This is a genomic window from Caulobacter sp. BE254 (assembly GCF_031457295.1).
Classification (GTDB): Bacteria; Pseudomonadota; Alphaproteobacteria; order Caulobacterales; family Caulobacteraceae; genus Caulobacter.
This window is the reverse complement of sequence record NZ_JAVDWJ010000002.1, coordinates 525,059-548,421: the sequence shown is the minus strand read 5'-3', so window position 1 is coordinate 548,421 and position 23,363 is coordinate 525,059. Positions and strand designations below refer to the sequence as shown.

At 67.0% G+C, this 23,363-nt stretch carries 12 protein-coding genes and 1 pseudogene; 9 read left to right on the top strand and 4 right to left on the bottom strand.

The genetic code is table 11. From position 1 onward, the window contains the following. Positions 1–10 precede the first annotated feature (10 nt). From J2X41_RS06620 to J2X41_RS06610, 3 genes are all read right to left on the bottom strand, one after another. The gene (locus J2X41_RS06620) at positions 11–1,660 is read right to left on the bottom strand and encodes an alpha-L-fucosidase (protein WP_310080618.1); all 1,650 of its coding nucleotides are present in this window, start codon (positions 1,658–1,660) and stop codon (positions 11–13) included. Next, positions 1,660–3,894: a glycoside hydrolase family 2 TIM barrel-domain containing protein gene (locus J2X41_RS06615; RefSeq protein ID WP_310080617.1), complete on the bottom strand. Its 2,235-nt coding sequence runs from the start codon at positions 3,892–3,894 to the stop codon at positions 1,660–1,662. Before J2X41_RS06615 ends, J2X41_RS06620 begins: the two co-directional genes overlap by 1 nt. A gap of 85 nt (positions 3,895–3,979) precedes the next feature. Continuing rightward, positions 3,980–6,703, bottom strand: a complete 2,724-nt coding sequence (locus tag J2X41_RS06610; RefSeq protein WP_310080615.1) for a TonB-dependent receptor — start codon at positions 6,701–6,703, stop codon at positions 3,980–3,982. A 553-nt stretch (positions 6,704–7,256) separates the two neighbouring features. Here J2X41_RS06610 and J2X41_RS06605 point away from each other — a divergent pair. Both J2X41_RS06605 and J2X41_RS06600 read left to right on the top strand, forming a co-directional pair. Further along, positions 7,257–7,997, top strand: coding sequence for a GntR family transcriptional regulator (locus J2X41_RS06605; protein WP_310080614.1), 741 nt, complete (start codon positions 7,257–7,259; stop codon positions 7,995–7,997). A 104-nt stretch (positions 7,998–8,101) separates the two neighbouring features. Next, entirely contained in the window at positions 8,102–8,293 is a 192-nt protein-coding gene (locus tag J2X41_RS06600) for a hypothetical protein (protein ID WP_310080612.1), read from the top strand. A gap of 120 nt (positions 8,294–8,413) precedes the next feature. Here the strand turns inward: J2X41_RS06600 and J2X41_RS06595 are convergent. Next, positions 8,414–11,297, bottom strand: a pseudogene (locus tag J2X41_RS06595) (TonB-dependent receptor). Between the two features lie 39 nt (positions 11,298–11,336). On the opposite strand from J2X41_RS06595, the gene J2X41_RS25260 reads away from it, so the two are divergent. The 7 genes from J2X41_RS25260 (at position 11,337) to J2X41_RS06555 (ending at position 23,325) form a co-directional block, all read left to right on the top strand. After that, positions 11,337–13,082, top strand: a complete 1,746-nt coding sequence (locus tag J2X41_RS25260) for a Ca2+-dependent phosphoinositide-specific phospholipase C (RefSeq protein WP_404979881.1) — start codon at positions 11,337–11,339, stop codon at positions 13,080–13,082. A gap of 1,122 nt (positions 13,083–14,204) precedes the next feature. Then, positions 14,205–14,765 carry a hypothetical protein gene (locus J2X41_RS06580; RefSeq protein ID WP_310080609.1) on the top strand — a complete coding sequence of 187 codons (561 nt, stop codon included), beginning with the start codon at positions 14,205–14,207 and terminating at the stop codon, positions 14,763–14,765. Between the two features lie 152 nt (positions 14,766–14,917). Then, a complete protein-coding gene (locus tag J2X41_RS06575) occupies positions 14,918–20,698 on the top strand; it encodes a YadA-like family protein (RefSeq protein WP_310080607.1) in 5,781 nt (1,926 codons plus the stop codon). A gap of 37 nt (positions 20,699–20,735) precedes the next feature. Continuing rightward, positions 20,736–21,188: an outer membrane protein assembly factor BamE gene (gene bamE / locus J2X41_RS06570; protein ID WP_310080606.1), complete on the top strand. Its 453-nt coding sequence runs from the start codon at positions 20,736–20,738 to the stop codon at positions 21,186–21,188. Positions 21,189–21,204: 16 nt separating this feature from the next. Beyond that, positions 21,205–21,735, top strand: coding sequence for an OmpH family outer membrane protein (locus J2X41_RS06565; RefSeq protein WP_310080604.1), 531 nt, complete (start codon positions 21,205–21,207; stop codon positions 21,733–21,735). Positions 21,736–21,979: 244 nt separating this feature from the next. Then, entirely contained in the window at positions 21,980–22,792 is an 813-nt protein-coding gene (locus J2X41_RS06560) for a VacJ family lipoprotein (protein ID WP_310080602.1), read from the top strand. Further along, complete coding sequence (locus J2X41_RS06555) at positions 22,792–23,325, top strand: hypothetical protein (RefSeq protein WP_310080600.1); 534 nt, start codon at positions 22,792–22,794, stop codon at positions 23,323–23,325. Before J2X41_RS06560 ends, J2X41_RS06555 begins: the two co-directional genes overlap by 1 nt. Positions 23,326–23,363 lie beyond the last annotated feature (38 nt).

Here is a 23,363-nt window from a genome sequence, read left to right as displayed (position 1 = left end):
GCCCTTTCACTTAGGCGAGTTCGATACGGTAGACGTAGGCGGCGTGGCCGGCGGGCTGTCCACCGACCGCCAGCCGCAGGCCCTCGGCGGTCTGGCTGAAGGCGACGGGCCGGCCGGTGCTGAGCGCGGTGACGGAGCGGACCTGGTCCGCCGGCTTGATCGAGGCGATCAGGGCCTGCTCGCCCTCTGGCGCGCTCAGTTGCAGGGCGTAGAGCCGCCCGTCCCGGGTGGTGAACCGGAAGTCCTTGGCCGTGTAGGGCTTGGTCTTGGTTTCCTGAAACGAGCCGTCGGCGATCTCTGTCGGCCCTTCGCCGAACACCCGCCAGGGCCGCGAGCCGTAGATCGCCTCTCCGTTTTGATCCAGCCACCGGCCCATAGCCAGCAGGGTGTCGCGGGCCGCTGGCGGGATGCTGCCGTCGGCGTGCGGGCCGACATTGAGCAGCAGGTTGCCGTTCTTGGAGACCACGTCGACCAGCAGGTGGATCAGCTGGCCGGCGCTCTTGTAGGTGTCGTTCTCGATGAAGCCCCAGGCCTTGTCGCTGATCGAGGTGCAGGTCTGCCACGCCGAGGCCTGGATGCCCGGTGCCTGGCCGCGCTCGATGTCCAGCACCCCGGCCCCGACCGGCATCGAGCCCAGCTTGTAGTTGACTACGCCCTGGCGTCCCTGGGCGGCCTTGGTGTTGTAGTACTGGGCCAGCATGGCTGGCAGGGCGGCGCGGAACTCGGCCTTGCCGATCCACCAGTCGAAATAGATCAGTTCGGGATCGTAGAGCTCGACCAGCTCGGCGGTCCGCGCCAGCCAGTCGTCCACCCAGGCCAGGGAGACGGCGGTGAAGTCGCCATAAAGGTCGGCGTCGTCCTTGCCCGACAGGCGCAGCTGGGCGGGACCGTAGAGCTCCAGATAGCGCGGGTCGTTGACGTCGGACGGAATCTTGCGGCCCTCGTCGAAGAACCAGTCGTGCTCGGCGCGGTGGCTGGAGAGGCCGAAGTGCAGGCCCTCGGCCCGCGCGGCCTTGGCGAAGGCGCCGATCAGGTCGCGCCTGGGGCCGGTCTTGACGGCGGTCCAGTCCGACAGCCGCGTGTCGTACATCGCATAGCCGTCGTGGTGCTCGGCCACCGGCACCACGTAGCGAGCCCCCGCCTGCTTGAACAGGCTCGCCCAGCCGGCCGGGTCGTGGGCCTTGGCTGTGAACTGCGGGATGAAGTCCTTGTAGCCGAAACGGTCCTGCGGACCGTAGGTGGCGATGTGGTGCTCGTACTCCTTCGAGCCCTTCTGGTACATCAGCCGCGAGTACCACTCGCCGCCGAAGGCCGGCACCGAATAGACGCCCCAGTGGATGAAGATCCCGAACTTGGCGTCCTGGTACCAGAGCGGCGGCTGATAGGTCTGCAGCGACGGCCAGTCCGGGCGGAACGGCCCGCTGGCGGCCACGGCGCGCGCCCGCTTGAGCACCGCGGCGCGCGTCGCGTCGAACTTGGCCGCCGCCCGGCGCCAGGCCTGGTCGATCTTTTCCGGGCTAAGGGTTTGGGCGGTCGGCGCGGTCGGCGAGACGCCCGGCTCGGTCGCCGAACTCGGCGTGGCGACCGCCGCCGTCGCGCCCGCGGCGGCCACGGCCAGGAAGGCGCGGCGATCGAGGCTGTTCAGATCGGTCTTGGACATCAACGCACCGCCGGGTTGCTGGAAAGCTGCGCGGGATCGGGCGGGAACGGCGCCGAGCCCAGCTTGAAAGGTCGATACTCCGCCGTCTCGCCCCCGGCCCGCACGCCGGTCGGCGTCAGCACGTCGAGGCTGAGACGGACGATCCCGTCGACCGGCTTGTCCCATGCGCCGGTGGCGATCGCGGGGGCCGAGAGGTCGAGATCCGCGGGCGGGCTCTCGGCGACGACCGCGCCGTTCTGGTCCAACGCCTTCCAGCGAACCCGCTGGCCAATTAACGGATAGGACGGCAGGGCCCCCGTCCCGCGCGGCGCGACCTTGGCGATGAAGCCCTTGAGACCGCCCTCGCCCACCGTCCAGGACACCGACACCTCGAGCGCGCGGTTTCGCTGTTCCCAGGCCGCATAGGACGGCTTGCGCTGGCGGTACTCGTCCACCACGCCGTGATCCACATAGCCGTCGACGGACCCGGCATAGAGGTTCCGGTTGGAATGGTAGTCCTGGTACGTCCAGAAGATCGCGCCGCCCACGAACGGGCGCTTTTCGAACGCCGCCATCTGGCCCAGCAGGTTCTCGACGCGGGCCGCGTCGGCGGCCTTGGGATCGGCCGAGAACGGGCCCGGCCAGCCGAATTCCGAGATCACCAGCATCTTGTCGGGATAGGCCTTGGCGAAGAAGTCCAGCCACGGCTCCACGGAGTCGGCCCCGCCGCTCCAACTGCCGAAATAGGCGTTGGCCATGATGAAGTCGGCTTCGCGCAGGGCCTGGGCCGGTTTCCACGGCGCAATCGAGACGTCGGAATCGGCGAAGGTCACGAAGCGGCCGGGGTCGATGGCGTTGATGTGCGCCTTCATGGCCCGGAAGAACGTCAGGCCGCCGGGCTTGGAAGCGTCGCTCTCGTTCATCACGCTCCAGGCCAGGACGCTGGGATGGTTGCCGGCCTCGGCGATCATCTCGCCCATCATCTGTTTGGCCAGGGGCAGCAGCCGCGGATCGGCCAGCTGCGCCTCGGTCATCTGCCAGATCGGGATCTCGGGGATCAGCAGGATGCCGTCGCGGTCGGCGGCGTCGAGCACCGCCTGCGGCTGGGGATAGTGCACCGGCCGGGTCAGGGTGACGTGCAGCGCCGCCAGGTCGTTCCAGTCCTGGCGGATCGTGCCCGCGCTCTCGGCCTGGCCCTCCCACGGGGAGTCCTGGTGGCGGGTCATGCCGGTCAGGCGCACGGCCTGGCCGTTCACATAGAGTCGGCGATCCCTGATCTCGATCTTGCGGAAGCCGACCGTATCGGCGTGCTCGTCGAGCAGCCGCCCGTCCTCGTCGCGCAGTTGCGTCGACAGGCGATAGAGTTTGGCGGCGCCGACGTTCCACAGCTGAGGTCGTTCGACTCGCAGGCTGAGCAACGGCTCGGCCGCCCCGCCCGCCGCCACGCGCACCGCCTGTTCGGCGCGGGCCACAACGCGGCCTTCCGGGTCTTCGATGACGGCCGCCAGGCGGTAGGCGCGGGGCGTCGCGTCGACATTCTCGACCCGCACGCGGGCGGTGGCGGTCGCATGGTCGGCGGACAAGTTCTGGGTGATCGTCTGCTGGCGGATCAAGCCCTTGTCGACGACGCTCAGCCAGACGTCGCGCAGAATGCCGCCGTTGCGCCACCAGTCGTACCAGACATTGGCCGAGGCCTGCAGCCGCATGGCGTAGCCGGGAATGGTCGCAAAGCCCGGCCGGTTGTCGATGGCCACGGCGATCCGGTTCTCGCCGGGCCGCAGCAGCTTGCCGACCTCCAGGTGATAGGCCGTGAAACCGCCCTCGTGGCCACCGGCCTCGACGCCGTTCACGAACACGCGGCTCTTGTAGAAGGTGGCGCCGAAGTTCAGCTCGACGGGACGGCCGGCCAAGTCGGCGGGCAGGACCAGGGTCTTGAAATACCAGCCCACGCCGTCGAAGGCCTGGTCCTGGCCAAGGTTCCAGGTGTGGGGAACAGTGACGGCCCGCGCGCCGTCCGGCGTCCGCGCGGCCCAGCCCTGGGCCAGGCCCTGGCCTTGCGGGTCGGTGCGAAAACGCCAGTCGCCGTCGATGTCGATCCGCACGGCGGCGGCCGCCGCCTGGGCGAAGAAGGCCATGAACAAAATCAGCAGGCGGGAAAGCAGGCCTGTCTTCGTCACGCGCTCACCACCCTCCCTGGCCGCTTCGAGCGAGCCGCCGGCCAGACCCAGCCTAGGCGCGCCCGCAATCATCTTCATCCGCCCATCCGCGCCCCCGGAAGAAAAAGAGGGCGGCCATCGCCTTGCAGTGCGACGGCCGCCCAGGGGGAGGAAGGGGAAGGAACTACATCTTGTAGGCGAAGCTCAGGGCCAGCACGCGACCGTTCTTGTAGAAGGCGGTCGGCGCGGCCTTGTCGCCGCTGTACGAATAGTAGGTCTCGTCCAGCAGGTTCTGGGCGTTCACCGTCAGGGCCATGCGGTCGGTGATCTGATAGGACGCCGACAGGTCCAGCTGGTTGTAACCATCGGTGCTGTCCTTGGAATTCCGACGGCCGATGCCGGTGAAGTAGGACGAGCGGTAGTTATAGCTCAGACGCGCCTGGAACGGGCCCTTCTCGTAGTACGGGATGATGTTGACCGTGTACTTGGACAGGAACGGCATGTTGTAGTCTTCGACCTCGGCCTCGGCATAGGAGACGTTGGTCTGGATGCCGAAGCCCCAGGCGATGTCGCTCTGGTACGAGACCAGCAAGCCGGTGACCTTGGCGTTTTGCGCGTTGATCGGCGAGCTGACGCTATAGGTCTCGGTCTTCTGGGTGTTCGGATTGAACAGCTGCATATCGCTCGTCGTGGTGACGATGTACGAGCTGATGTCGCGGTGGAAGAGCTCCGCCGAGACCAGGGCGCCGGGCCTGAAGTACCACTCGCCCGAAAGCTCGACATTGACCGCTTCGTACGGCTTCAGGTTGGGATTGCCGCCACCGGCGGTCAGGGGCGTCGAGGTATCGTTTCGGCTGAAAGCCCCGGCCAACTCGCCGTAGCGAGGCCGTGCGATCACCTTCGCCAGCGCCCCGCGGACGACGACATCGGGCGTCACCGCATAGGCGACGTTGAACGACGGCAGGAACTTGTTGTAGTCCGTCGAGGTCGTCGCCGGGGTAAAGGTGTTGTTGCCGTCGGTGCTCAGCCAGTAGTGGGAGTCGTCCTTGGTGCTGACGAAGCGGCCGCCGATGTTACCCCGCCAGCCGTTCTGCTCGAAATTGGCCTGCACATAGGCGTTGGCGATCTTCTCGTCGACCTTGAAGCTGGCGCCGTAGTCGGTGCTGAAGAACGAATACTTCCTCGCCAGGATCAGACGGATGACTTCCGCCTTGGGGATGGTGGTGAACACTGTGGCGTTGCCGCTGGCCCCCAGGCCGTCGAACAGGTCCTTCGGCGTGCTCTTGGTCTCGATGTCGGCCAGGCTGAAGGGGGTGTCGGAATAGTCCGAGGTGCCCGACGAGGTTTCCTGGTTGGTGTGGTCGGCGTATTTCAGGCCGAACAGGATCTTGGTGAACGGACCCCATTCCACGTCGCGCTTGAAGTCGATCTGGCCGTAGGCTTCCTCGTCCGAGGTCACGCCCTTGTAGACGCCGCCCAGCTGGAAGCCGGTGAAGGTCTGGCCGTTGCGGTTGACCGTGCCGTTCTTGCGGCTGGCGAAGGTGCCGGGGACGCTGGGATCGGAGGTGTAGTCGACCACGGTGTGCTTGCCGTCGAACTCGTAGGTGAAGCCGGCGCTGGTCATCGCCGAGAACAGGTATTCGGGATCCTTGCCGCCGGTCGCCTTGGTGTAGCCGACGTCGGTGTGGATATCCCAAACGCCCGGCTTCCAGTTCATGGCCAGGTTCAGGCTGTCGTTCTTGATCGTGGTCTTGCGGAAGTTGGTGTCGAGCTGGGCGGTGTCGCCGTTCGGCTTGGGACCGAAGACGCCCTTGGTCATCAGGCCGTTGTTGACGGTGGCCGCCTGCAGGGTGGTGGGCGTCCAGACGGCGACGGAATATTCCGACTGGCTGTAGTTGTCGTACTTGCCGTCGATGTGCAGGCCGGTGGCCAGGAACTCCAGGTCGTCGGTCGGCTTGTACTGCAGGGCCGCGGAGACCCCGACCCGTTCGCGGGTCTGGTCGAAATAGGCGAAGTTGATGCAGCACGGCAGGCGCGAGCCGCGCAAGGTGGCCAGGCTGGCGTTGGTCGGGGCCGCGCCGTTGATGGTCGGACCACCGGTGACGTTGTTGGGGGTGGTCCTGGCCCCCGTCACCGGGTCGGTGTTGTAGGGCTGTCCGTTGCCGTCATAGGAGAAGGCGCTGTCGAAGCTGTCGCCGCCGCTGTAGCCGAAATATTCGACGCCGGCCCGGGTCAGGTGCTGCTTGTCGTAGGTGGCGCCGAGCAGGACGCCGAAGGTGCCGGAGCTGTCCTTCCAGCTGTAGAGGCCCGAGGCGCGGGCGTTGCCCTTCTCTGAGCGGTCGTTATAGGCGTAGCCCAGCGAGCCCGAGAAGGTGTTGGCGTCCAGGTCCAGCGGCTTGCGGGTGTGGACGATGACGGTGCCGCCCAGGCTGCCTTCGTCGATCCGGGCTTCCGGCGACTTGAAAACCTCGGCGCGGGCGACGATCTCGGGGGCGAGAAGCGAATAGTTGAAGCTGCGGCTCGAACGGTCGGACGGGTTGCCGCCCCAGTCGGCCGAGGCGATGCTGTGGCCGTCGACCAGAACCCGGTTCAGGGCGGGGTCGGTGCCGTGGATGGCGACCCGCTCGCCTTCGCCGAACTGGTGGTCGACGCTGACGCCGGGCACGTGGGCCAGGGCTTCGGCGACGTTGCGGTCGGGGAACTTGCCGACGCCGTCGGCGGTGATCACGTCGATGACCGCATTGGCCTCGCGCTTGACCTGGATCGATTTCTTGAGGCTTTCGCGCAGGCCCGTGACGACGACCTCATCGACCGTGGTGGCGCCGCTGGCCGCCTGGGCCATCGCCGCGCTGGTCACCGACATCCCCGCCAGCGCCGTGGTCAGCAGAATATATGATCTGAGGCTCATTTTGAGTCCCCTCCCCTTTGGGCGCCGCAGCTCCCACCCTCGCCAGACCGTCGCCACGACAGCCGCCCAAGCGCCCCAAGGCCTCTAGATACCAATCCAAGACCATTGGGATACCTGATGCGAGCCTGAGCCTACGTTTGGGCTCGCACATTCGTCAATTAGTAAATTAAATTTCATATATAATTCTGAAAAGCGCACCGAATTGCCACAGCCCGCCGCGCTTGCGCAGCGCCGATCAATTTCGACAATCTCGTAAATATCTGGAATTGTTTAATTATATTCGGCACGCCCAGCAGATCAAGGGAACGAGCTGGCGCTGCGAGCTGTCCTCAACCAGAGCGCCCGAGCAGCCGGCGTAGTAATTAAAGCAAATTGATGATAGTTATTGCTTGGGCTGAAAATGGTCTCATGGGTGGTATGCATCGCTGGTTCTCGCTCCAGGACGCCCTGCGTGATCCCTCCCCGCCCGCCTCTTATTGGTAGGAGCAGGTCGCTCCATTCCGATCCCGCGACAGCCGAGACCTCGCTCCGAATGAAAGACCTAGGGAATTCCATGTCCTTCTCCGACATCGTGGGTCGACTTGAAGCCGACGACACGACGCCGCTTTATCTCCAGCTCCAGCGTGTTGTGCGAAACGCGATCAAGCGCCGCGTCCTGACGCCGGACGTGGCGATTCCCCCCGAGCGTGACCTGGCCGAGGAATACGCCGTCTCGCGCATCACCGTGCGCAAGGCGCTGGGCGGCCTCGTCGAGGAAGGTCTTCTCAGCCGCCGCCGAGGCGCCGGCACCTTCGTCACCGGCCGCGTCGAGAAGAGCTTCTCCAAGCTGTCTTCGTTCTCGGAGGACATGCTGTCCCGGGGTCGTCGCCCGCACAGCGCCTGGATCAACCGCTCGCTCGGGGCTGTGACGCCAGAGGAATCCCTGTCCCTGGTGTTGTCGCCCGGGACGCCGGTCTACCGTTTCCACCGCATACGCTACGCCGACGACGCCCCCATGGCGTTGGAGTATTCGACCATTCCGGCCTACTGCCTGCCGTCCCTCGATGTGGTGGAGGATTCGCTTTACGACGCCCTGCACAAGGCCGGCTATCGGCCGGTGCGGGCCTTGCAGCGCCTCCGCGCCGTCACCTTTTCCCCGGAGCAGGCCGAGACCCTCGGCGTCCGTCCGGGCGACGCCGGATTGCTGATCGAACGGCGCGGCTTTCTGCCCGACGGCCGCGCGGCGGAATTCACCCAGTCCTATTATCGCGGCGACGCCTATGACGTCGTCGCGGAGCTCAACAGCAATCTCTAAAGCCCCGGAAGGCGCTTCCGAGTCCCGGTTCAAGGATCGCGACGGGCCGTCCTGGCGCCATCCGTGCACCGCGCCGACCGAATGTATCGAGTTGGGAAGCGACGATGAGCAGGGGCAAGTCCATTGCGGGAACCGTGGCGGCGTCATTGGCGCTGCTGGCCTTCGGTCAGGCGGCTTTCGTGCGCGAGATTCCCAGTTCCCAGGCCCAGGACGCCTCGCGGGCGTGGTTTTCGATCGGCGTCCTGCTGGCCTGCGTCGTGTTGTTCCTGATCGCCAGGCGGCGTTCCAGCTACTGAGCAGCACGGCCGTTTTCGGCCAGGGCCATGCCGGAACCGCCCTCGCGAATGATCGGGCGGCCCGCCGAAGGCCGCCCGAAACGCTGTCCGAGCGGCCCCGCCAAGCATCCGTCGGGAAGCCTAGAACTGCATGTTCGCGCCGACGAACACCGTCCGTCCGCTGGTGGTGTCGTTCCACAACCGGCGGGCGCCGGTCGCCCCGAACCCATTGTTATAGCTGTTGTATTGGGACTCGCGCTCGTTCGACAGGTTCACCGCGTCGAGCGACAGGCGGATCCTCGGCGTCAGCTGATAGAAGGCCGCCGCGTCGATATAGGTCGTGGCTTTGAAACCGCCGCTGTCGATCGTGTAGTCCGAGCGATAGTTCGAGGAGATCCGCGCGCCCCACCTGGCCGTCTCGTAATAGAGCGTGACGTTATGGTTCAGGTCCGACATCCCGTAGATCGCGCCCTTCTGGTTCTTGCCGTTGACCAGGTTGGTCGTCTCGGAGTCGATGAAGGTGACATTGGCCACCACGCCCATGTTCTTGAACGGACCCGGCAGGAAGAAGAAGTCGCTCTGGGCGCTGAGCTCCAGGCCGGTCAGGGTGGCTTCGTTGAGGTTCACCGACCGGGTGTAGGACGCCACGTTCGTCGAGCCGGTGACGCCGGGATACAGCCCTTCGGCCAGGCCCGTGCTGGCATAGGTGACGTTGTTGACGGTCTGGCTGCTGACCAGGCCGTCGATCTTCTTGTGGAAGACGCCGGCGGTCAGCATGCCGATGCTGCCGAAGTACCATTCGGCCGACAGGTCGAACTCGTCCGACGTGTAGGGGTTCAGGTTGGGATTGCCGGTCGACACCGTCACGTTGCTCCCGTCGACGCTGATCGTGCCGTTCATCGCATAGGCGGCCAGTGACGGGCGGTTGATGTTCTGGGCGGCGGCGGCGCGAATCTGGAACTGGTCCGACACCTCCAGCACGGCGTTGAAGGCCGGCAATACGCCGGAATACTTCTTCTTGGCCTCGGTCGGGGTGTTGACGCCCTTGACCGCCATGACGCCCGACGAGGTCAGTTCGGTGTCGTAGCCGCGCAGGCCGGCGTTGCCGCGCAGCGGCTTGCCGAACAGGGAGGCCTTCCAGTCCAGTTGGACGTAGCCGGCCTGGGTGTCTTCCTTGACCTCGTAGATGCTCTTGGGCGCGCCGAGCACGCGGGTGACGTTGTAGGCGGCCAGGGCCTTATCGAAGTCGACGTTCACCCACGACTGGTCGTGGTGCTTGTCGAAGATCGTGTAGTAGCTGGTCACCCGGTCATCCAGGGTTCCCTTTTCCCAGGCCGTCTTGTTCACGTCGTCATTGGTCTGGCTGAAGCCCGAATTCGTGAAACCGCGATACGAGACGCCGCCCTTCAAGGTAAGGGCGTCATTGAACGCCCAGGCCCCGTTCAGCTCGCCGTTCTTCAGCTCGGTGCTTTGGTAGGTGGCCGAGAAGTCGATCTCGTGGGCCCGGTAGTTGTTGGGGTCGGTGGTGTTCCACTTGTAGGTGTTGTGGCCGGTGTCGCCACGATAGTCGGTGATCAGGCCGCCGAACGCCTCGGTGTAGAACTTGTCGGAGATCGGGATGTCGTAGTCCGAAGTCTCCCGGCCGATGTGACCGTCGAGGGTCAGCTTGTCGGTGATCTTCCACTCGCCGGTCAGCACCAGCTGGTCGAAGGTGTTCTTGGTCTGCTGGCGACGGGTCTCGGTGGCGAAGACGGTGTTGTCGACATCGGCGTAGACCACCGAATTGTACCGGTCGTACTGGATCGAATTCAGCACCGGCGGGGGGCTGACCAGTGTCCCAGAGTGCGGCGTGGCCGCACCCAGGATGGTCGAGTTCAGGGTGGCGCGGGTGGCCAGGCTGTTCTCGCTGCGGTCGTTGGTGAACTTGCCGTGCAGGGCGTCCAGGGTCAGGATGACGTTCTCGACCGGCCGCCATTGCAGAGCGCCCGTCACGCCCAGGCGCTCCTGGTCCGAACCCCATACCGTCAGGCGGTTGCCGCGCTGGAAGATCAGCTCGCCGTTCGTCGCCTTTGCCTGGTCGCCGGCGCTGAGATTGACGACGTTGGCGGCGAGGGCCTTGGTCGTCGGGGCGGCGTAGGTGTTGTAGCCCTGCTCCTGCGTCTGGCGCTTGGAATAGGCCACCGAGACCAGGACGCCGAACCTGTCGTCCCAGTTCTTGCTGAACATCGCCGCGCCGCGCGGCTGGAAGTCCTTGGTGGCGCTGTTGGTGCCGCCCTGCAGCGACAGGGCGCCCTTGGTCCCGGAATAGTCGAACGGCTTGGCGGTGTAGAGGCCGACCGTACCGGCCATGCCGCCCTCGTCCTGTTCGGCCGAGAACGACTTGCGCACGTCCACCTTGGAGAACAGTTCCGAGGCGAAGATGTTGAAGTCGAACGCCCGGTCGCGCGAGGTCTGGCCCCGGCTGTCCATCGGCGAGTCGACGTTGCCCAGAACTTCCATGCCGTTCAGCTGCACGCGGGTGAAGTCGGGACCCAGGCCGCGCAGCGAGACGCGACGGCCCTCGCCCCCTTCGCGGTTGATGGCCACGCCCGGCAGGCGCTGCAGCGACTCCGCCAGGTTGAGATCGGGGAACTTGGCCATGTCCTCGGCGACGATCACGTCGGCGACGATGGCGCTGTCCTTCTTGGCCAGGCGCGCCGCGCCCAGTGACTTGCGGAAGCCCTGGACGACGACCTCGTCGACGGCGTTGTCGGCCGAGGAAACCGCCGGCGCGACGTCGGCCGCCTGGACCGATCCGGCGAACAGGACCGTGGCGAGGACCCCGGCCGCGGCGCCCATCACGAGCGTCTTCTTGATAGGTGACATTGGAAAACCCCCTGTACTGGCGCCGGAGGGAGAAGGCCCAGGCTGGACGTCCGGCGAGAGGCCGGGCGTTAGGGGTGTTCCGTGACTCTGGGTTCTCGTTTCGAATAAGGGTTTGTGACGACGGCGGGCGGGCGCCCGAGCACCGACGCGAAACCGTCATCGAGCGTGGCTAGTCGGACCGCGATCTTCGGAGGGTTCCATGCTGAGTCTCGTCGCCGCGCTTCTGATGGGCGCCAGTCCCGCCGCCGCCGAGCTGCGCATGAACGACCTGACCGCGGTCGGCACGCACAACAGCTACAAGCTGGCCGTTCCGCCCGAGGAGCTGGCGGCCATGGTCGCCGCGCGCGGACAGGCCGCCTTGGGTATCGACTACGCCCACCGGCCGCTGGCCGAACAACTGGACGCCGGCGCCAGGCAGCTGGAGATCGACGTGGTCGCCGACCCCCGCGGCGGGCTCTACGCCAAGCCCCTGACGGCCCTGGGGCGCGGGACGGTGCTGGCGCCCAGCGCCGCCGAGGCCCTGGCCCGACCGGGCTTCAAGGTCCTGCACATGCCGGACGTCGACTTCCGTAGTTCCTGCCTGACCTTCGTCGCCTGCCTGACGCAGGTGAAGGCCTGGTCCAAGGCCCATCCCGGCCACGTGCCGATCCTGATCCTGCTCAACGCCAAGGACGGCCAGGCCAGCCTGCCCGGCGGGGTCACGCCCCTGCCCTTCGACGAAAAGACGTTCGACGCGCTCGACGCCGAGATCCGCTCGGTCTTCGGCGACGACCAGTTGATCACGCCCGACCAGGTGCGGGGCCGGCGGGCCACCTTGCGCGAGGCGATCCTGGCCGACGGCTGGCCCAGCCTGTCCGCCGCGCGCGGCAAGGTGTTCTTCGCCCTGGATGAAGGCCCGACCAAGGTGGCGCTCTATCGCGGCGCGAGACGCTCGCTGGAAGGCCGAGCGATGTTCGTCAACACCGACGAGGCCTCGCCGGCGGCGGCCTATCTGACCCTCAACGACCCGATCGCCGACAAGGATCGCATCGCCGCCGCCGTGAAGGCCGGCTTCATCGTCCGCACGCGCGCCGACGCCGACACCTGGGCCGCGCGCACCAATGACGTGAGACAGCGCAGCGCCGCCCTGACCAGCGGCGCGCAATATGTCTCGACCGACTACGTCTGGCCCGACCCACGCTTGCCTGGCGGCTACACGGCGCGACTGGCCGGCGGCGACGTCGCTGTCTGCAATCCCGTGCGGGCGACCGACCGTTGCGACGGTCTGGCGCTGGAGGCCCAGCCCGGCGTCCCGCCGCGCGGTTACCTCTCGCCCCAGCACCGGCCCGACCTGGCGACCATCCTGGCGCCGCCGCCCACTGCGGGTTCGCCCCGCGCCGTCGCCGACGCCGCGATCTTCGACCAGACCCGCGCCCTGAAGGACACGCCTCGCTGGACCCTGGCGGCCGCCGACGTCGACGGCGCCATGTACGACCATTTCGCCCAGGCCCTGGGCGTGCGGCTGACGCCCCAGAGCGCGCCGGTCCTGACCGCCCTCCTGGAGCGGGCCGGCGAGGATCGCTCGGTCGTCGGCCTGGCCAAGACCTACTGGGGAACCAAGCGGCCCTATATCGGCAAGGACGCCGCCCCGATCTGCGAGGCCAGAAGCGATCACCTGGCCGGCAATCCGGACTACCCTTCCGGGCATGCCGCCCACGGCGAGCAGGTCGCGATGATCCTGGCCGAACTGGCGCCTTCGCGCGCCGCCGCCCTGTACGCGCGCGGCCGGGAGTATGCCGAAAGCCGCTACGTCTGCGGCTCGCACACCTTCAGCGCGGCGGAAGCGGGCCTCCAGGCCGGCGCGGTGATCTATGCGGCGGAACACGCCTCGCCGATCTTCCGGAAAGACATGGAGATGGCCCGCGCGGAACTCGACGCGGCGCTCGGATCGGCGCCGCGAAGATAGGCTTCCCGGGTATCCGCGACCTGCGAAGGCCGACGCCGCGCCAGGCGCCGTCGCCGGCCCGTATCCGCTCCACGCCGCCGTAAGCGATCGAGCCCCGGCTCGCAGGGCGATCTGGGCCAGATGCGGGTCGCTCACACTCTCCCCGCTAACCTCTTGCCAGTACTCGCCTTTACGGCGGCGGCCATTAAGCAAACCGCCGTTTTAAACATCGTCGAACTTCAAATTCTCAACAGGACGACTTTATCGATAATAATCTTGCCATTTCAACGTCAGTTTTTACAAAAATCCATCCATTGCGCGTGCATGACACATATATACTTGTAATGTCACATTTATTTACTTTTAAATTCTGATCATTTACATGAGACTTCAGGTCATGCGGGCCGACCTCTTACGTCGAAAGAGGATAAAAGCTTCCATTCTTGACGGATATGTAAAAACCACCCCTGACTGGTCGCATGATTTAACCATGATCACGTTATAACGGCGTTATTTTCCGAGAATTTTTCAGAAAGCTTCCCCCATCTGCGTACAGCACAATTCAAATCCAGACGACCTTTGGAAAGTCCACATCTATACAAAATACCCCAAGAATGGACAGCAAACACCAACGACACTGCACATGAATTCACTCGATATAGTCGTCCTGGGATCGTTCAGTATACGATTTATACTACATATCTGGCGCGCGAGTTTGCGCGGCCAATCGATCGCCCCTAACGGCTCAGACGGATCATCTCGGCGAAAATGCATATTTCAATTACAGGAGATATATTCTCAAATATACCTATATTCTACGGATAAGGAGGAAAATTTATGCGATAATTGCTTACTTTTCTCTGGATATGCTGGGTATAGGTCGCGTATCGCCCGGCATGATCTGGGATTTACTTTTCATATAGTACAGTTCTATTGGCATTTTGAGCTTATCAGCAGCTGATATCGATAAACTCCTACCTGTGAACATTTTTCAATTAACTACTTGTTAATACTTTTGGCCGCTCGCTTGCCATAATCTGCCACTTAAGCGCGAAACTGACGTCATTCCGGAGCAAGAAAGCCTTCGGCATCGCGACAGTCAGCGCCAGACGGGAGTTCAGGGTAAAGATGATTCGAGTATTGGTGGGCAGCGATGTCCGACGTCGCGCCTTCTCGGCCCTTCTCGGGCTCGCGCTCATCGGCAATCTGTGCGCCGTCGCGCCAGCCGCCGCCGCGGCGGCGGCGAAAGTCGCGCCGGCCAGCGCCGATGTCTTCCGCGAGCAGGCCAACAAGGTCGGCGCGCGAAGCTGCGCGGATCTCTACGAGGCGCTCGGCCAAGGCCTGACCCGGGGCGCGGCCTATTCGGTGAAGACCGAGGCGGATAGGACCGCCCCCGACGCCCACCTCGTCCAGGGCGTGCTGGGCCTGACCTACGACCAGCCGGACCTCAAGGGACCGGCCGGCGGGGTGGTGCTCGCCGCGCCCGGCCAAGGCGGATGCGAAGGCTACATGGTGCGCGTGGCGCCCTTCCAGAAGCCCTGCGCCGAGGTCGTCAGCCTGCTCCCGGCCGGGAGCACCGCGGGCGAGGCCCTTTCGGGCGTCTGGCGCTACCAGCTGGCCGGAAACCAGGGCCAGGCGCTGATGATCCCCAGCGGCGCCGCCTGCGTGGTGGTGACCCTGTCCGGAATGACCCAGCGCCGATGAAGCCCCGCTCGCCAGCCTGGCGAAGCGAACTTGCGAGATCGACCGTGCGGAGAGGCGGCCCGTCCGCGCGGGAGAAGTGAACCGGGCCCAGATCGCGGCTCTCGCCGACGCCCAGAAGGGCTGGCGGGCCGACATTGAGGGGTAGCGTTGCCATGAATACCTACGTGTCGAAGAAACGTCGTGGCGCCGGCTTCGTCCGCAACTGGATGGGTGGGGGCGGCCAGGGCTGGTCGCAGCTTCGCCGGCTGATGGCCATCCTGCGCCGGGCCCATCAGGTGCTCGGCGTCCGCCGCAAGGGTCTGGGGCTCGGAACCCTCGGCGTCGGCGGCGGGCTGCGTCCGGCCGGCGCGGTCGGCGGCCTGGCCGTGGTCATGGCGTTGGGCCTCTCCGCCCCGGCCCAGGCGCAATACGCGGCCGGCGGTGGTTCGGCGACGGCTGGCAACGCCATCGCCATCGGTAACAGCGTCACGGCGAATGGCGTGAACAGCGTGGCGATGGGCACCGCCGCCACCGCAACCGGCAACGCTTCGATCGCCATCGGCTATTCGATGGGCGTCAATGGCCTCAACGCCATCGGCATCGGTGTCTTCGCCAACGCGACCGGCGTCAACGCCCTCGCCATCGGCGGGAACGCCCGCTCACTCGCGGATGGCGCGTCAAGCTATGGTGTCAACTCCACCGCGAACGGCGCGAACGCGACCGCCATCGGCTCCACGGCCACGGCCGGCGCCGCCGCGACGGCCGTGGGCGTATCGAGCCAGGCCACCGGCGGCAATTCGGTCGCTATCGGCAGCTCCAGCCAAGCGACGGACAGCGCCGCCACCGCCGTCGGCAACAGCGCCCGGGCCACGGGAAATAGTTCGCTCGCCCTCGGCGCCCAGGCGCTCGCGATCGGCAGCAGCACGGTCGCGGTCGGACAGGGGGCCGGCGCCGGCTCGACCACCGGCAATTCCAATTCGGTCGCGATGGGCGTCGCGGCCGGTACGCTGGTGAGCGGCGCTGGGAACACCGCCATCGGCGGCGGTATTCCCAGCGTCATGCGGGGCGCCGGTTCGGGCGTCACGGGAACGCGCAACGTCGCCCTGGGAACCGGCGACGGCACGGTCACCTATGACGGAACCCTGCAGGCCGCCGCGGGCAGCCTCGTCACCGGCAACGACAACGTCGCGATCGGCACCAACGCCGGTATTGGCGTCACCACCAATTCGACGACCTCGATCGGCGCCAATGCGCTCGCTTCTGGCGGTTTCGGCGTCGCGATCGGCACGGCCGCGAAGGCGACCGCCGCCGCCGGCACGGCGGTTGGCAACACGGCCGTCGCAAGCGGCTTGAACGCCTCCTCGTTCGGGTCCGGCGCACAGGCGACGGGAAATAACACCCTCGCCGCCGGCGTCAGCGCCAACGCCAGCGGGATCGGCAGCACCGCGCTCGGCATCGGCGCCACGACCAGCGCCACGAACGCCGTCGCCATCGGCGTCTCGGCCACCGCGTCCGGGTTGAACTCCGTCTATTTCGGCGCGCGCACCTCTGGAGCCGGGGCCAGCGGGCAGAGCGCCATCGCCATCGGCACCGACGTGACGGCGTCCCAGGCCGACGCCATCGCCATGGGACGCGCCAGCCAGGCGACCGCCGTCGGCGCCGCGGCGCTGGGGCAAGGGGCGCTGGCCAGCGGCGCGAACGCCATCTATCTCGGCACGCGCACGCTCGCGGGCACGGGCGCCCTTGGCGCGAACGCCGTCGGCATCGGTACGGAAGTGAGAGCAAGCGGGGCCGACGCCACGGCGGTCGGCCGCGTCGCGATCGCTTCGGGCGCGAGCGCCACCGCCGTCGGCTCGAACGCCCTGGCCAGCGCCACCAACGACCTCGCCCTGGGCTTCAACGCCGTGACGGACGGCGCGCTGAACGGCGGGTCGGGGAGCGCGACCGCGATCGGGCAGAGCGCCTTCGCGGGCGGCTCCAACGCCATCGCCATGGGCACGACCGCCGTGGCCGACACCGCCGACGCCGTGGCCATCGGCACCGGCGCGAACGCCACGGGCGGCAAGGCGGTCGCCATAGGCGCCGGCAACGCCGCCTATGGCGACGGCGCGGTCGCCATAGGCGATCCGAGCTACGCCAGCGGCACGGGCGCCTTCACCGGCGGCGCCAACAACATCGCCAACGCCGACGGCACGCAAACCGCCACGGCGGCCAACGCCGCCAACGGCGCGGTCGCCATCGGCAACAACAACGTCGCGATCGGCCAGGGCTCGGTGGCGCTCGGCAACTTCAGCCGTGCGGGGGCCGCGGGCGCGCTGGCCTTCGGCGACACGGCGACCGCCAACAACGCCGGCGACGTCGCGCTGGGCTCGGGCTCGGTCACCGCGACCGCGGTGGGCACGACGAGCACGGTGATCGGCGGGGTGACCTACAACTTCGCCGGCACGGCGACGCCGAGTTCGACGGTGAGTATCGGCGCGGCCGGCGCCGAGCGCACCCTGACCAACCTGGCGGCGGGGCGGATCAACGGCGGCTCGACCGACGCGATCAACGGCTCGCAACTGTTCGCCACCAATACCCAGGTGACCAGCAACACCACCGCCATCAGCAATCTGGGGACGACGGTCACCAATCTGGGCAATCAGGTCACCCAGAACACGAGCGACATCACCAACCTGGGCAACCAGGTCACCCAGAACACCACGGACATCGCCAATTTCAACAGCGCGCTGACCAACGTCGCCGGCGACACCTCCACCACCTATACCGACGCCAATGGCGATGGCATCCGCTACGCCCGCACCAATGATACAGGCCTGACCCAAAGCGACGCCTTCGCGCAAGCCGTGGGCTCCACGGCGCTGGGCTACGAAGCGCGCACGACCGCCGGCGATGCGGTGGCGTTGGGTCGCGGCGCCCAGTCCAGCATCCTGGGCGGCATCGCCCTGGGCTCCGGTTCGGTGTCCGACCGCGCCATCGCCCCGACCTCGGGCAGCATCATCGTCGGCACCAACCTGGTGCCGTACAACACCAGCGACCTGACCCTGCTGGGCGCCCTGTCGGTCGGCAACGCCACCAGCTATCGCCAGATCACCAATGTCGCCGACGGCACGTTAGACCAGGACGCCGTGACCCTGCGGCAGCTGAAGGGGGCGATGAGCTCGTTCTCGGTGACGCCGATCCAGTACTTCCACGCCAATTCGACGGCGTCGGACTCCCTGGCCGTCGGCGCTGAATCCGTGGCCATCGGTCCGCAGACCACGGTCAACGGCGACAACGGCGTGGGCCTCGGCAACGGCGCGGTCGTCCAGATCACGGCCCCGGGCGGAACCGCGATCGGCCAGAACGCCACGGTGAACCTGGCCGATGGCGTGGCGCTGGGGACCAATTCGGTCTCCAACGGTATCCAGGCCCTGGCCCTGGGGGCTGGCGCCAACGCCGGCTTCGCGGGCAGCGTGGCCCTGGGCGCGGGCTCGACCACCGACGCCGCGGTGGGCACCGCGAGCACGGTGATCGGCGGCGTGACCTACGCCTTCGCCGGCACGACCCCCGGCTCGACGATCAGCATCGGCGCGGTCGGCGCCGAGCGCACCCTGACCAATCTGGCGGCAGGCCGGATCGACGGCGGCTCGACCGACGCGATCAACGGCTCGCAGCTGTTCGCCACCAATACCCAGGTGACGGCCAACACCACGGCCATTGGCAACAACACGACCGCCATCACCAATCTGGGCGCTCAGGTCACCCAAAACACGAGCGACATCACCAACCTGGGCAACCAAGTCACCCAGAACACCACCGACATCACCAATCTAGGCAACCAGACCACTCAGAACACGAGCGACATCACCAACCTTGGGAACCAAGTCACCCAAAACACGAGCGACATCACCAATCTCGGAACCCAGGTTACCCAGAATACCACCGACATCGCCAACATGGGCGGCGCGCTGACCAACATCGCCGGCGACACCTCCACCGCCTATACCGACGCCAATGGCGACGGCATCCGCTACGCCCGCACCAACGAAGTCGGACTCACCCAAAGCGACGCTTTCGCCCAGGCGGTGGGTTCGACGGCGCTTGGCTACGAAGCGCGCACGACGGCGGGCGACGCCGTGGCGCTGGGACGCGGCGCCCAGTCCACCATCCTGGGCGGCATCGCCCTGGGCTCCGGATCGGTGGCCGACCGCGCCCTGGCGCCGACCTCGGGCAGCATCGTGGTGGGGACCAACCTGGTGCCCTACAACACCACCGACCTGACGCTGCTGGGCTCGCTGTCGTTGGGCAACGCCACCAGCTATCGCCAGATCACCAATGTCGCCGACGGCACGCTGGACCAGGACGCGGTGACCCTGCGGCAGCTGAAAGGGGCGATGAGCTCGTTCTCGGTGACGCCGATCCAGTACTTCCACGCCAATTCCACGGCCTCGGACTCCCTGGCCGTCGGCCTCGACTCGGTGGCGATCGGCCCGCGGACCACGGTCAACGGCGACAACGGCGTCGGTCTTGGCAACGGCGCGGTCGTCCAGATCACGGCGCCCGGCGGCGTAGCCCTCGGCCAGAACGCCACGGTGAACCTGGCCGACGGCGTGGCCCTGGGGACCAATTCGGTCGCCAACGGCATTCAGGCCCTGGCCCTGGGGGCCGGCGCCAACGCCAGCTTCGCGGGCAGCGTGGCCCTGGGCGCCGGCTCGACCACGGCGGTCGGCGCGCAGACCGGCTATGCCGGCTATGGCCTGGCCGCGCCGCAGACCTCGGTCGGCGAGGTGTCGGTGGGCAGCGCGGGCGCCGAGCGGCAGATCACCAATGTCGCCGCCGGTTCGGCCCCGACCGACGCGGTCAATGTCAGCCAACTCAATCAAGTGGCCCAGAACACCGCCACCGCCCTGGGCGGCGGAGCGTCCTACAATTCGACGACCGGAGCCTATACCGCGCCCACCTACACGGTGGGCGGGAACACCTACACCAATGTCGGGGACGCCCTGGGCGCCCAGACGACGGCGGTGACCAATCTCGACAACCGCGTGACCACGGTCGAGGGCAATGTCACCAACCTCGGCGGCAGCGTGGCGGCCGGCCTGGGCGGGAATTCGAGCTATGACTCCACGACCGGCACTGTGACCACCAGCCTCAACGTCGGCGGCAACAACTACAGCAACGTCAATGACGCGCTGCAGGCCCTGAACCAGACGGCGGGGGCGGGGTGGAACATCCAGGCCAATGGCGGCCCGGCCACCAATGTCCCGTCGAACGGCACGCTCAATGTGACGGCGGGCACGAACACAGTGGTGACGCTGAACGGCAACCAGCTGCAGATCGCCATGGCCGACAACCCGACCTTCAGCGGGGTGATCAACGCCAATGGCGGTCTGGCCGTGGGCCAGAACACCAGCGTGGACATGGGCGGCAATGTGGTCCGCAACGTCGGGGCGGGGGCGGTGACCGCCACCTCGACCGACGCGGTCAACGGCTCGCAGCTCTACCCGACCCAGCAGTTGGCCAGCAATTCGGTGCAGTACGACGCCGGCCACAACGCGGTGACGTTCAATCCGGGCGGCCAGGCGACGACGCTGCACAATGTCGCCGCCGGGGTGGCGCCGACCGACGCGGTCAATGTCCAGCAGCTTAATGACGGGCTGTCGAACGCCGTCTCCACCGCCAACGCCTATACCGACGCGCGGCTGCAGGGCTTCGTGGTCGACATGTCGCAAGCGCGGCGCGAGTCCTTCGCCGGGACCGCGGGCGCGCTGGCGGCGGCGGGCCTGCCCCAAGCCTACGAACCGGGCCGCAGCATGTTCGCTCTAGGCGCGGGGACCTATGGCGGGCAGTCCGCCTTCGCCATGGGCCTTTCGCGGATCATGGACGACGGCCGTACCATCCTCAAGGCGGGCGCGACCTACGACACCCAGGAACGCACCGGAGCCAATGTCGGCATCGGCTTCCAATTCTGATCCGCATCGTTCATTCGATCATTCCAAGGAGGACATGATGAAAGCCCAGCGCCTCATCCTTACGATCCTTTCCGGGCTCAGCCTCGTGAGTCCGGCTGCGGCCATCGCGCGAGACGCCACGCCCCCGTCCGCCGCGGCCCCCTCCCCCGCGCTCTATGTGGCGACGGTCGATCCCGGCGCGTTTCACGAAGTTCCGGGCGAACGCGACAAGCTGGGCGTGACGGTCAGCCCGGCCTCCGTGCGGCTGATCACGCCGGGGGTCGACAAGTTCAGCATCTATCCGCTGCTCGGCCCGCCGCATTTCGCCGAGAGCGTCAGGCGGAAGTGGAACTACGTGCTGTTTTTCCCAGTGGCCCCAGGCAGCGTGGACCGGGTGCGTTGCCGGGTGGAGATCCGCTTCACGCGCCCGCGCGGACACTACAACGTCACGGTGTCCGAAGTGGTCTGGCAGGAGAAATCCTGCGCGGATAGGGTCGCGGCGGCAAGCTGATCGAATGAGGATCCAAATGCGTCTGATCGGACTGTCGATCGTCGGCCTGGTGACGCTCGTCGGCGCGTCGGCTTCCGCCCAGACGTTCGGACCGCCCATCGCGGGCGTGTGCCTGCTGTCCCGGGCCGGCGCCATCAGCGCCTCGCGCGCCGGCCAGTCGCTGCAGGCTCAACTGCGCCAGATGCAGGGGTCGTTGAACGCCGACCTGGCGCAGCGCCGCGCCTCCCTAGACCAGCAGCGCCGGGTGCTCGAAGCCCAGCAAGGCGTGATCGCGCCGATCGAATTCCAGCGTCAGCTGGCCAGCCTCAACCAGCAGGCCCAGACCCTCGACCAGCAGCAGAACGCCCGTTTCGTCGCCGCCCAGACCCGCGGCCAGCAACAGGTGGACCGCACGCTCAACGAGGCGCTCAGCCGGGTGATCACCCGCAACGCCTGCAGCGTCGTGATCGAACGCGACAACGCCTATGGCTGGAACAACGCGATGGACATCACGCCGGTCACCGCCCGAGAGATGGACGGCGTCCTGCAGGCTGTCTCGATCCAGTGAACCGTGAGCCTGAGAATGCCTTTCGCCTTGCATCGATCCAGACCCGCTAGGAACGGGAACCGCTCAACACGGCCCAGGCGCGATCAAGCGATCGAGGGATGACGGCCTAGAAATTGGGACACGGCCCGCTATGGAAGACGAGTCGGATAATCGTGTGGCGCGGGATCGTATCGCCACGGCCCGGAAAGGTTCGCGCAAGCCAGGCCGCGCATTGACGTAGGCGTCCCTTCTGGAGCCCCTCGTCATGATCCGCTCGTCGTTCTCCCTCGCCCGCCGTTGTGGGTTGCTCGTCGGCCTGGCCTCGCTCGGCGCCGCCCCTCACGTCGTGTCGGCCCAGCCGCTTCCGGATAGTCTTGCGCCTGACGGCGCGTCCGAGTTGGCGCAAACCAACGCCCCGACACCCGACGATCCCTGGGAAGGCTTCAACCGCGGAGCGTTCAAGTTCAATCGCGGCTTCGACCGGTTTCTGATCGGCCCGATGGGTCGCGGCTACATGAAAGTGACGCCGCGCGTCGTGAGGGGTCGGGTGTCCTCGTTCGTGGCCAACCTGTCCGAGCCGCGCACGGCCATCAACGACCTGGCGCAAGGGCGGCCCCGAGCCGCCGGCGTGACGGCCTCGCGCTTCCTGATCAACTCGACAGTCGGCGGCCTGGGCCTGTTCGACGTCGGCGGCAAGCTCGGTCTGGAGGGCCATGAGGCGGATTTCGGCCAGACTTTGGGGCGCTACGGCTCGGGATCGGGCCGCTATCTCGTGCTGCCGTTGATGGGGCCCACCACCCTGCGGGACGCCGCCGGCGGGCTTGTCGACACGATGACCGATCCCGTTTCGCTTGCCACCGCCGGCGGTTCCAAGACCTTCGGCAGGGTTCGTTCGGGCCTCACGGCGGTGGATGCGCGCGCCTCGGCCGACGGCCTGATCCGCGCCCTCGACGACGCCGCCGATCCCTACGCCATGATGCGGTCGGCCTACCTGCAGAACCGCGCCGACATGGTCCGCCAGGCTCGCGGCGGCGTCCAGGTCCTGCCCGATTTTGGCGCGGCCAGGATCGAGCCCTGATGGGCTACCTCTCCAGTCCCTGGCGCATTCTGACCGGGTGCGCGCGCCCCGCGCCCTGGGCGATCGTGACCGGTCAGCCCGACGCCGAGGCGTTCGTGACCATCGCCGCGCGGGAGCTCCTGCGCATCCTCGGGGACGCGCGTCTGACGCCGTCCGGACGAGCGCAAGCCTTCGCCTTGGCCGTCGGCCGCCTGACGGACGTCGACCTCGTCGCGGATCTCCCTCTGTGGGCTTGCGCTCCGGAGCGCCCACAGGCGCGAGGGTTCACGGCCCAGCCCGGCGCGCCGATCGGCTGGGCTTACGACGGGAGCCTGTGGCTGGGGTCCGTCGACACGACACTGCTCAGTTCGCACAGCCCGAGACCAGACGAGGTCGTCGTCACCTTCACCCTAGCCGACCACCGGGGCTTCAGGCCGACCCAGATGTCCTGGCGGGTCTTGCGATCGACAGGCGGATGGCGACTGATCGACGTTGAGTGTCGCGGAGCCCGGCTAGCGCGCCGCTCGGCGCCGCCGAGGCGAAGTCGCGAATGAAGGACGTGCCGATGATGCGCGCGCTGACGAGACCCCCG

What these genes read in the sequence shown, in the direction of transcription:
- J2X41_RS06620 (WP_310080618.1), bottom strand. Translation starts at nt 1,660, where the DNA reads ATGTCCAAGACCGATCTGAACAGCCTCGATCGCCGCGCCTTCCTGGCC.
- J2X41_RS06615 (WP_310080617.1), bottom strand. Translation starts at nt 3,894, where the DNA reads ATGAAGATGATTGCGGGCGCGCCTAGGCTGGGTCTGGCCGGCGGCTCG.
- J2X41_RS06610 (WP_310080615.1), bottom strand. Translation starts at nt 6,703, where the DNA reads ATGAGCCTCAGATCATATATTCTGCTGACCACGGCGCTGGCGGGGATG.
- J2X41_RS06605 (WP_310080614.1), top strand. Translation starts at nt 7,257, where the DNA reads ATGTCCTTCTCCGACATCGTGGGTCGACTTGAAGCCGACGACACGACG.
- J2X41_RS06600 (WP_310080612.1), top strand. Translation starts at nt 8,102, where the DNA reads ATGAGCAGGGGCAAGTCCATTGCGGGAACCGTGGCGGCGTCATTGGCG.
- J2X41_RS25260 (WP_404979881.1), top strand. Translation starts at nt 11,337, where the DNA reads ATGCTGAGTCTCGTCGCCGCGCTTCTGATGGGCGCCAGTCCCGCCGCC.
- J2X41_RS06575 (WP_310080607.1), top strand. Translation starts at nt 14,918, where the DNA reads ATGAATACCTACGTGTCGAAGAAACGTCGTGGCGCCGGCTTCGTCCGC.
- bamE (WP_310080606.1), top strand. Translation starts at nt 20,736, where the DNA reads ATGAAAGCCCAGCGCCTCATCCTTACGATCCTTTCCGGGCTCAGCCTC.
- J2X41_RS06565 (WP_310080604.1), top strand. Translation starts at nt 21,205, where the DNA reads ATGCGTCTGATCGGACTGTCGATCGTCGGCCTGGTGACGCTCGTCGGC.
- J2X41_RS06560 (WP_310080602.1), top strand. Translation starts at nt 21,980, where the DNA reads ATGATCCGCTCGTCGTTCTCCCTCGCCCGCCGTTGTGGGTTGCTCGTC.
- J2X41_RS06555 (WP_310080600.1), top strand. Translation starts at nt 22,792, where the DNA reads ATGGGCTACCTCTCCAGTCCCTGGCGCATTCTGACCGGGTGCGCGCGC.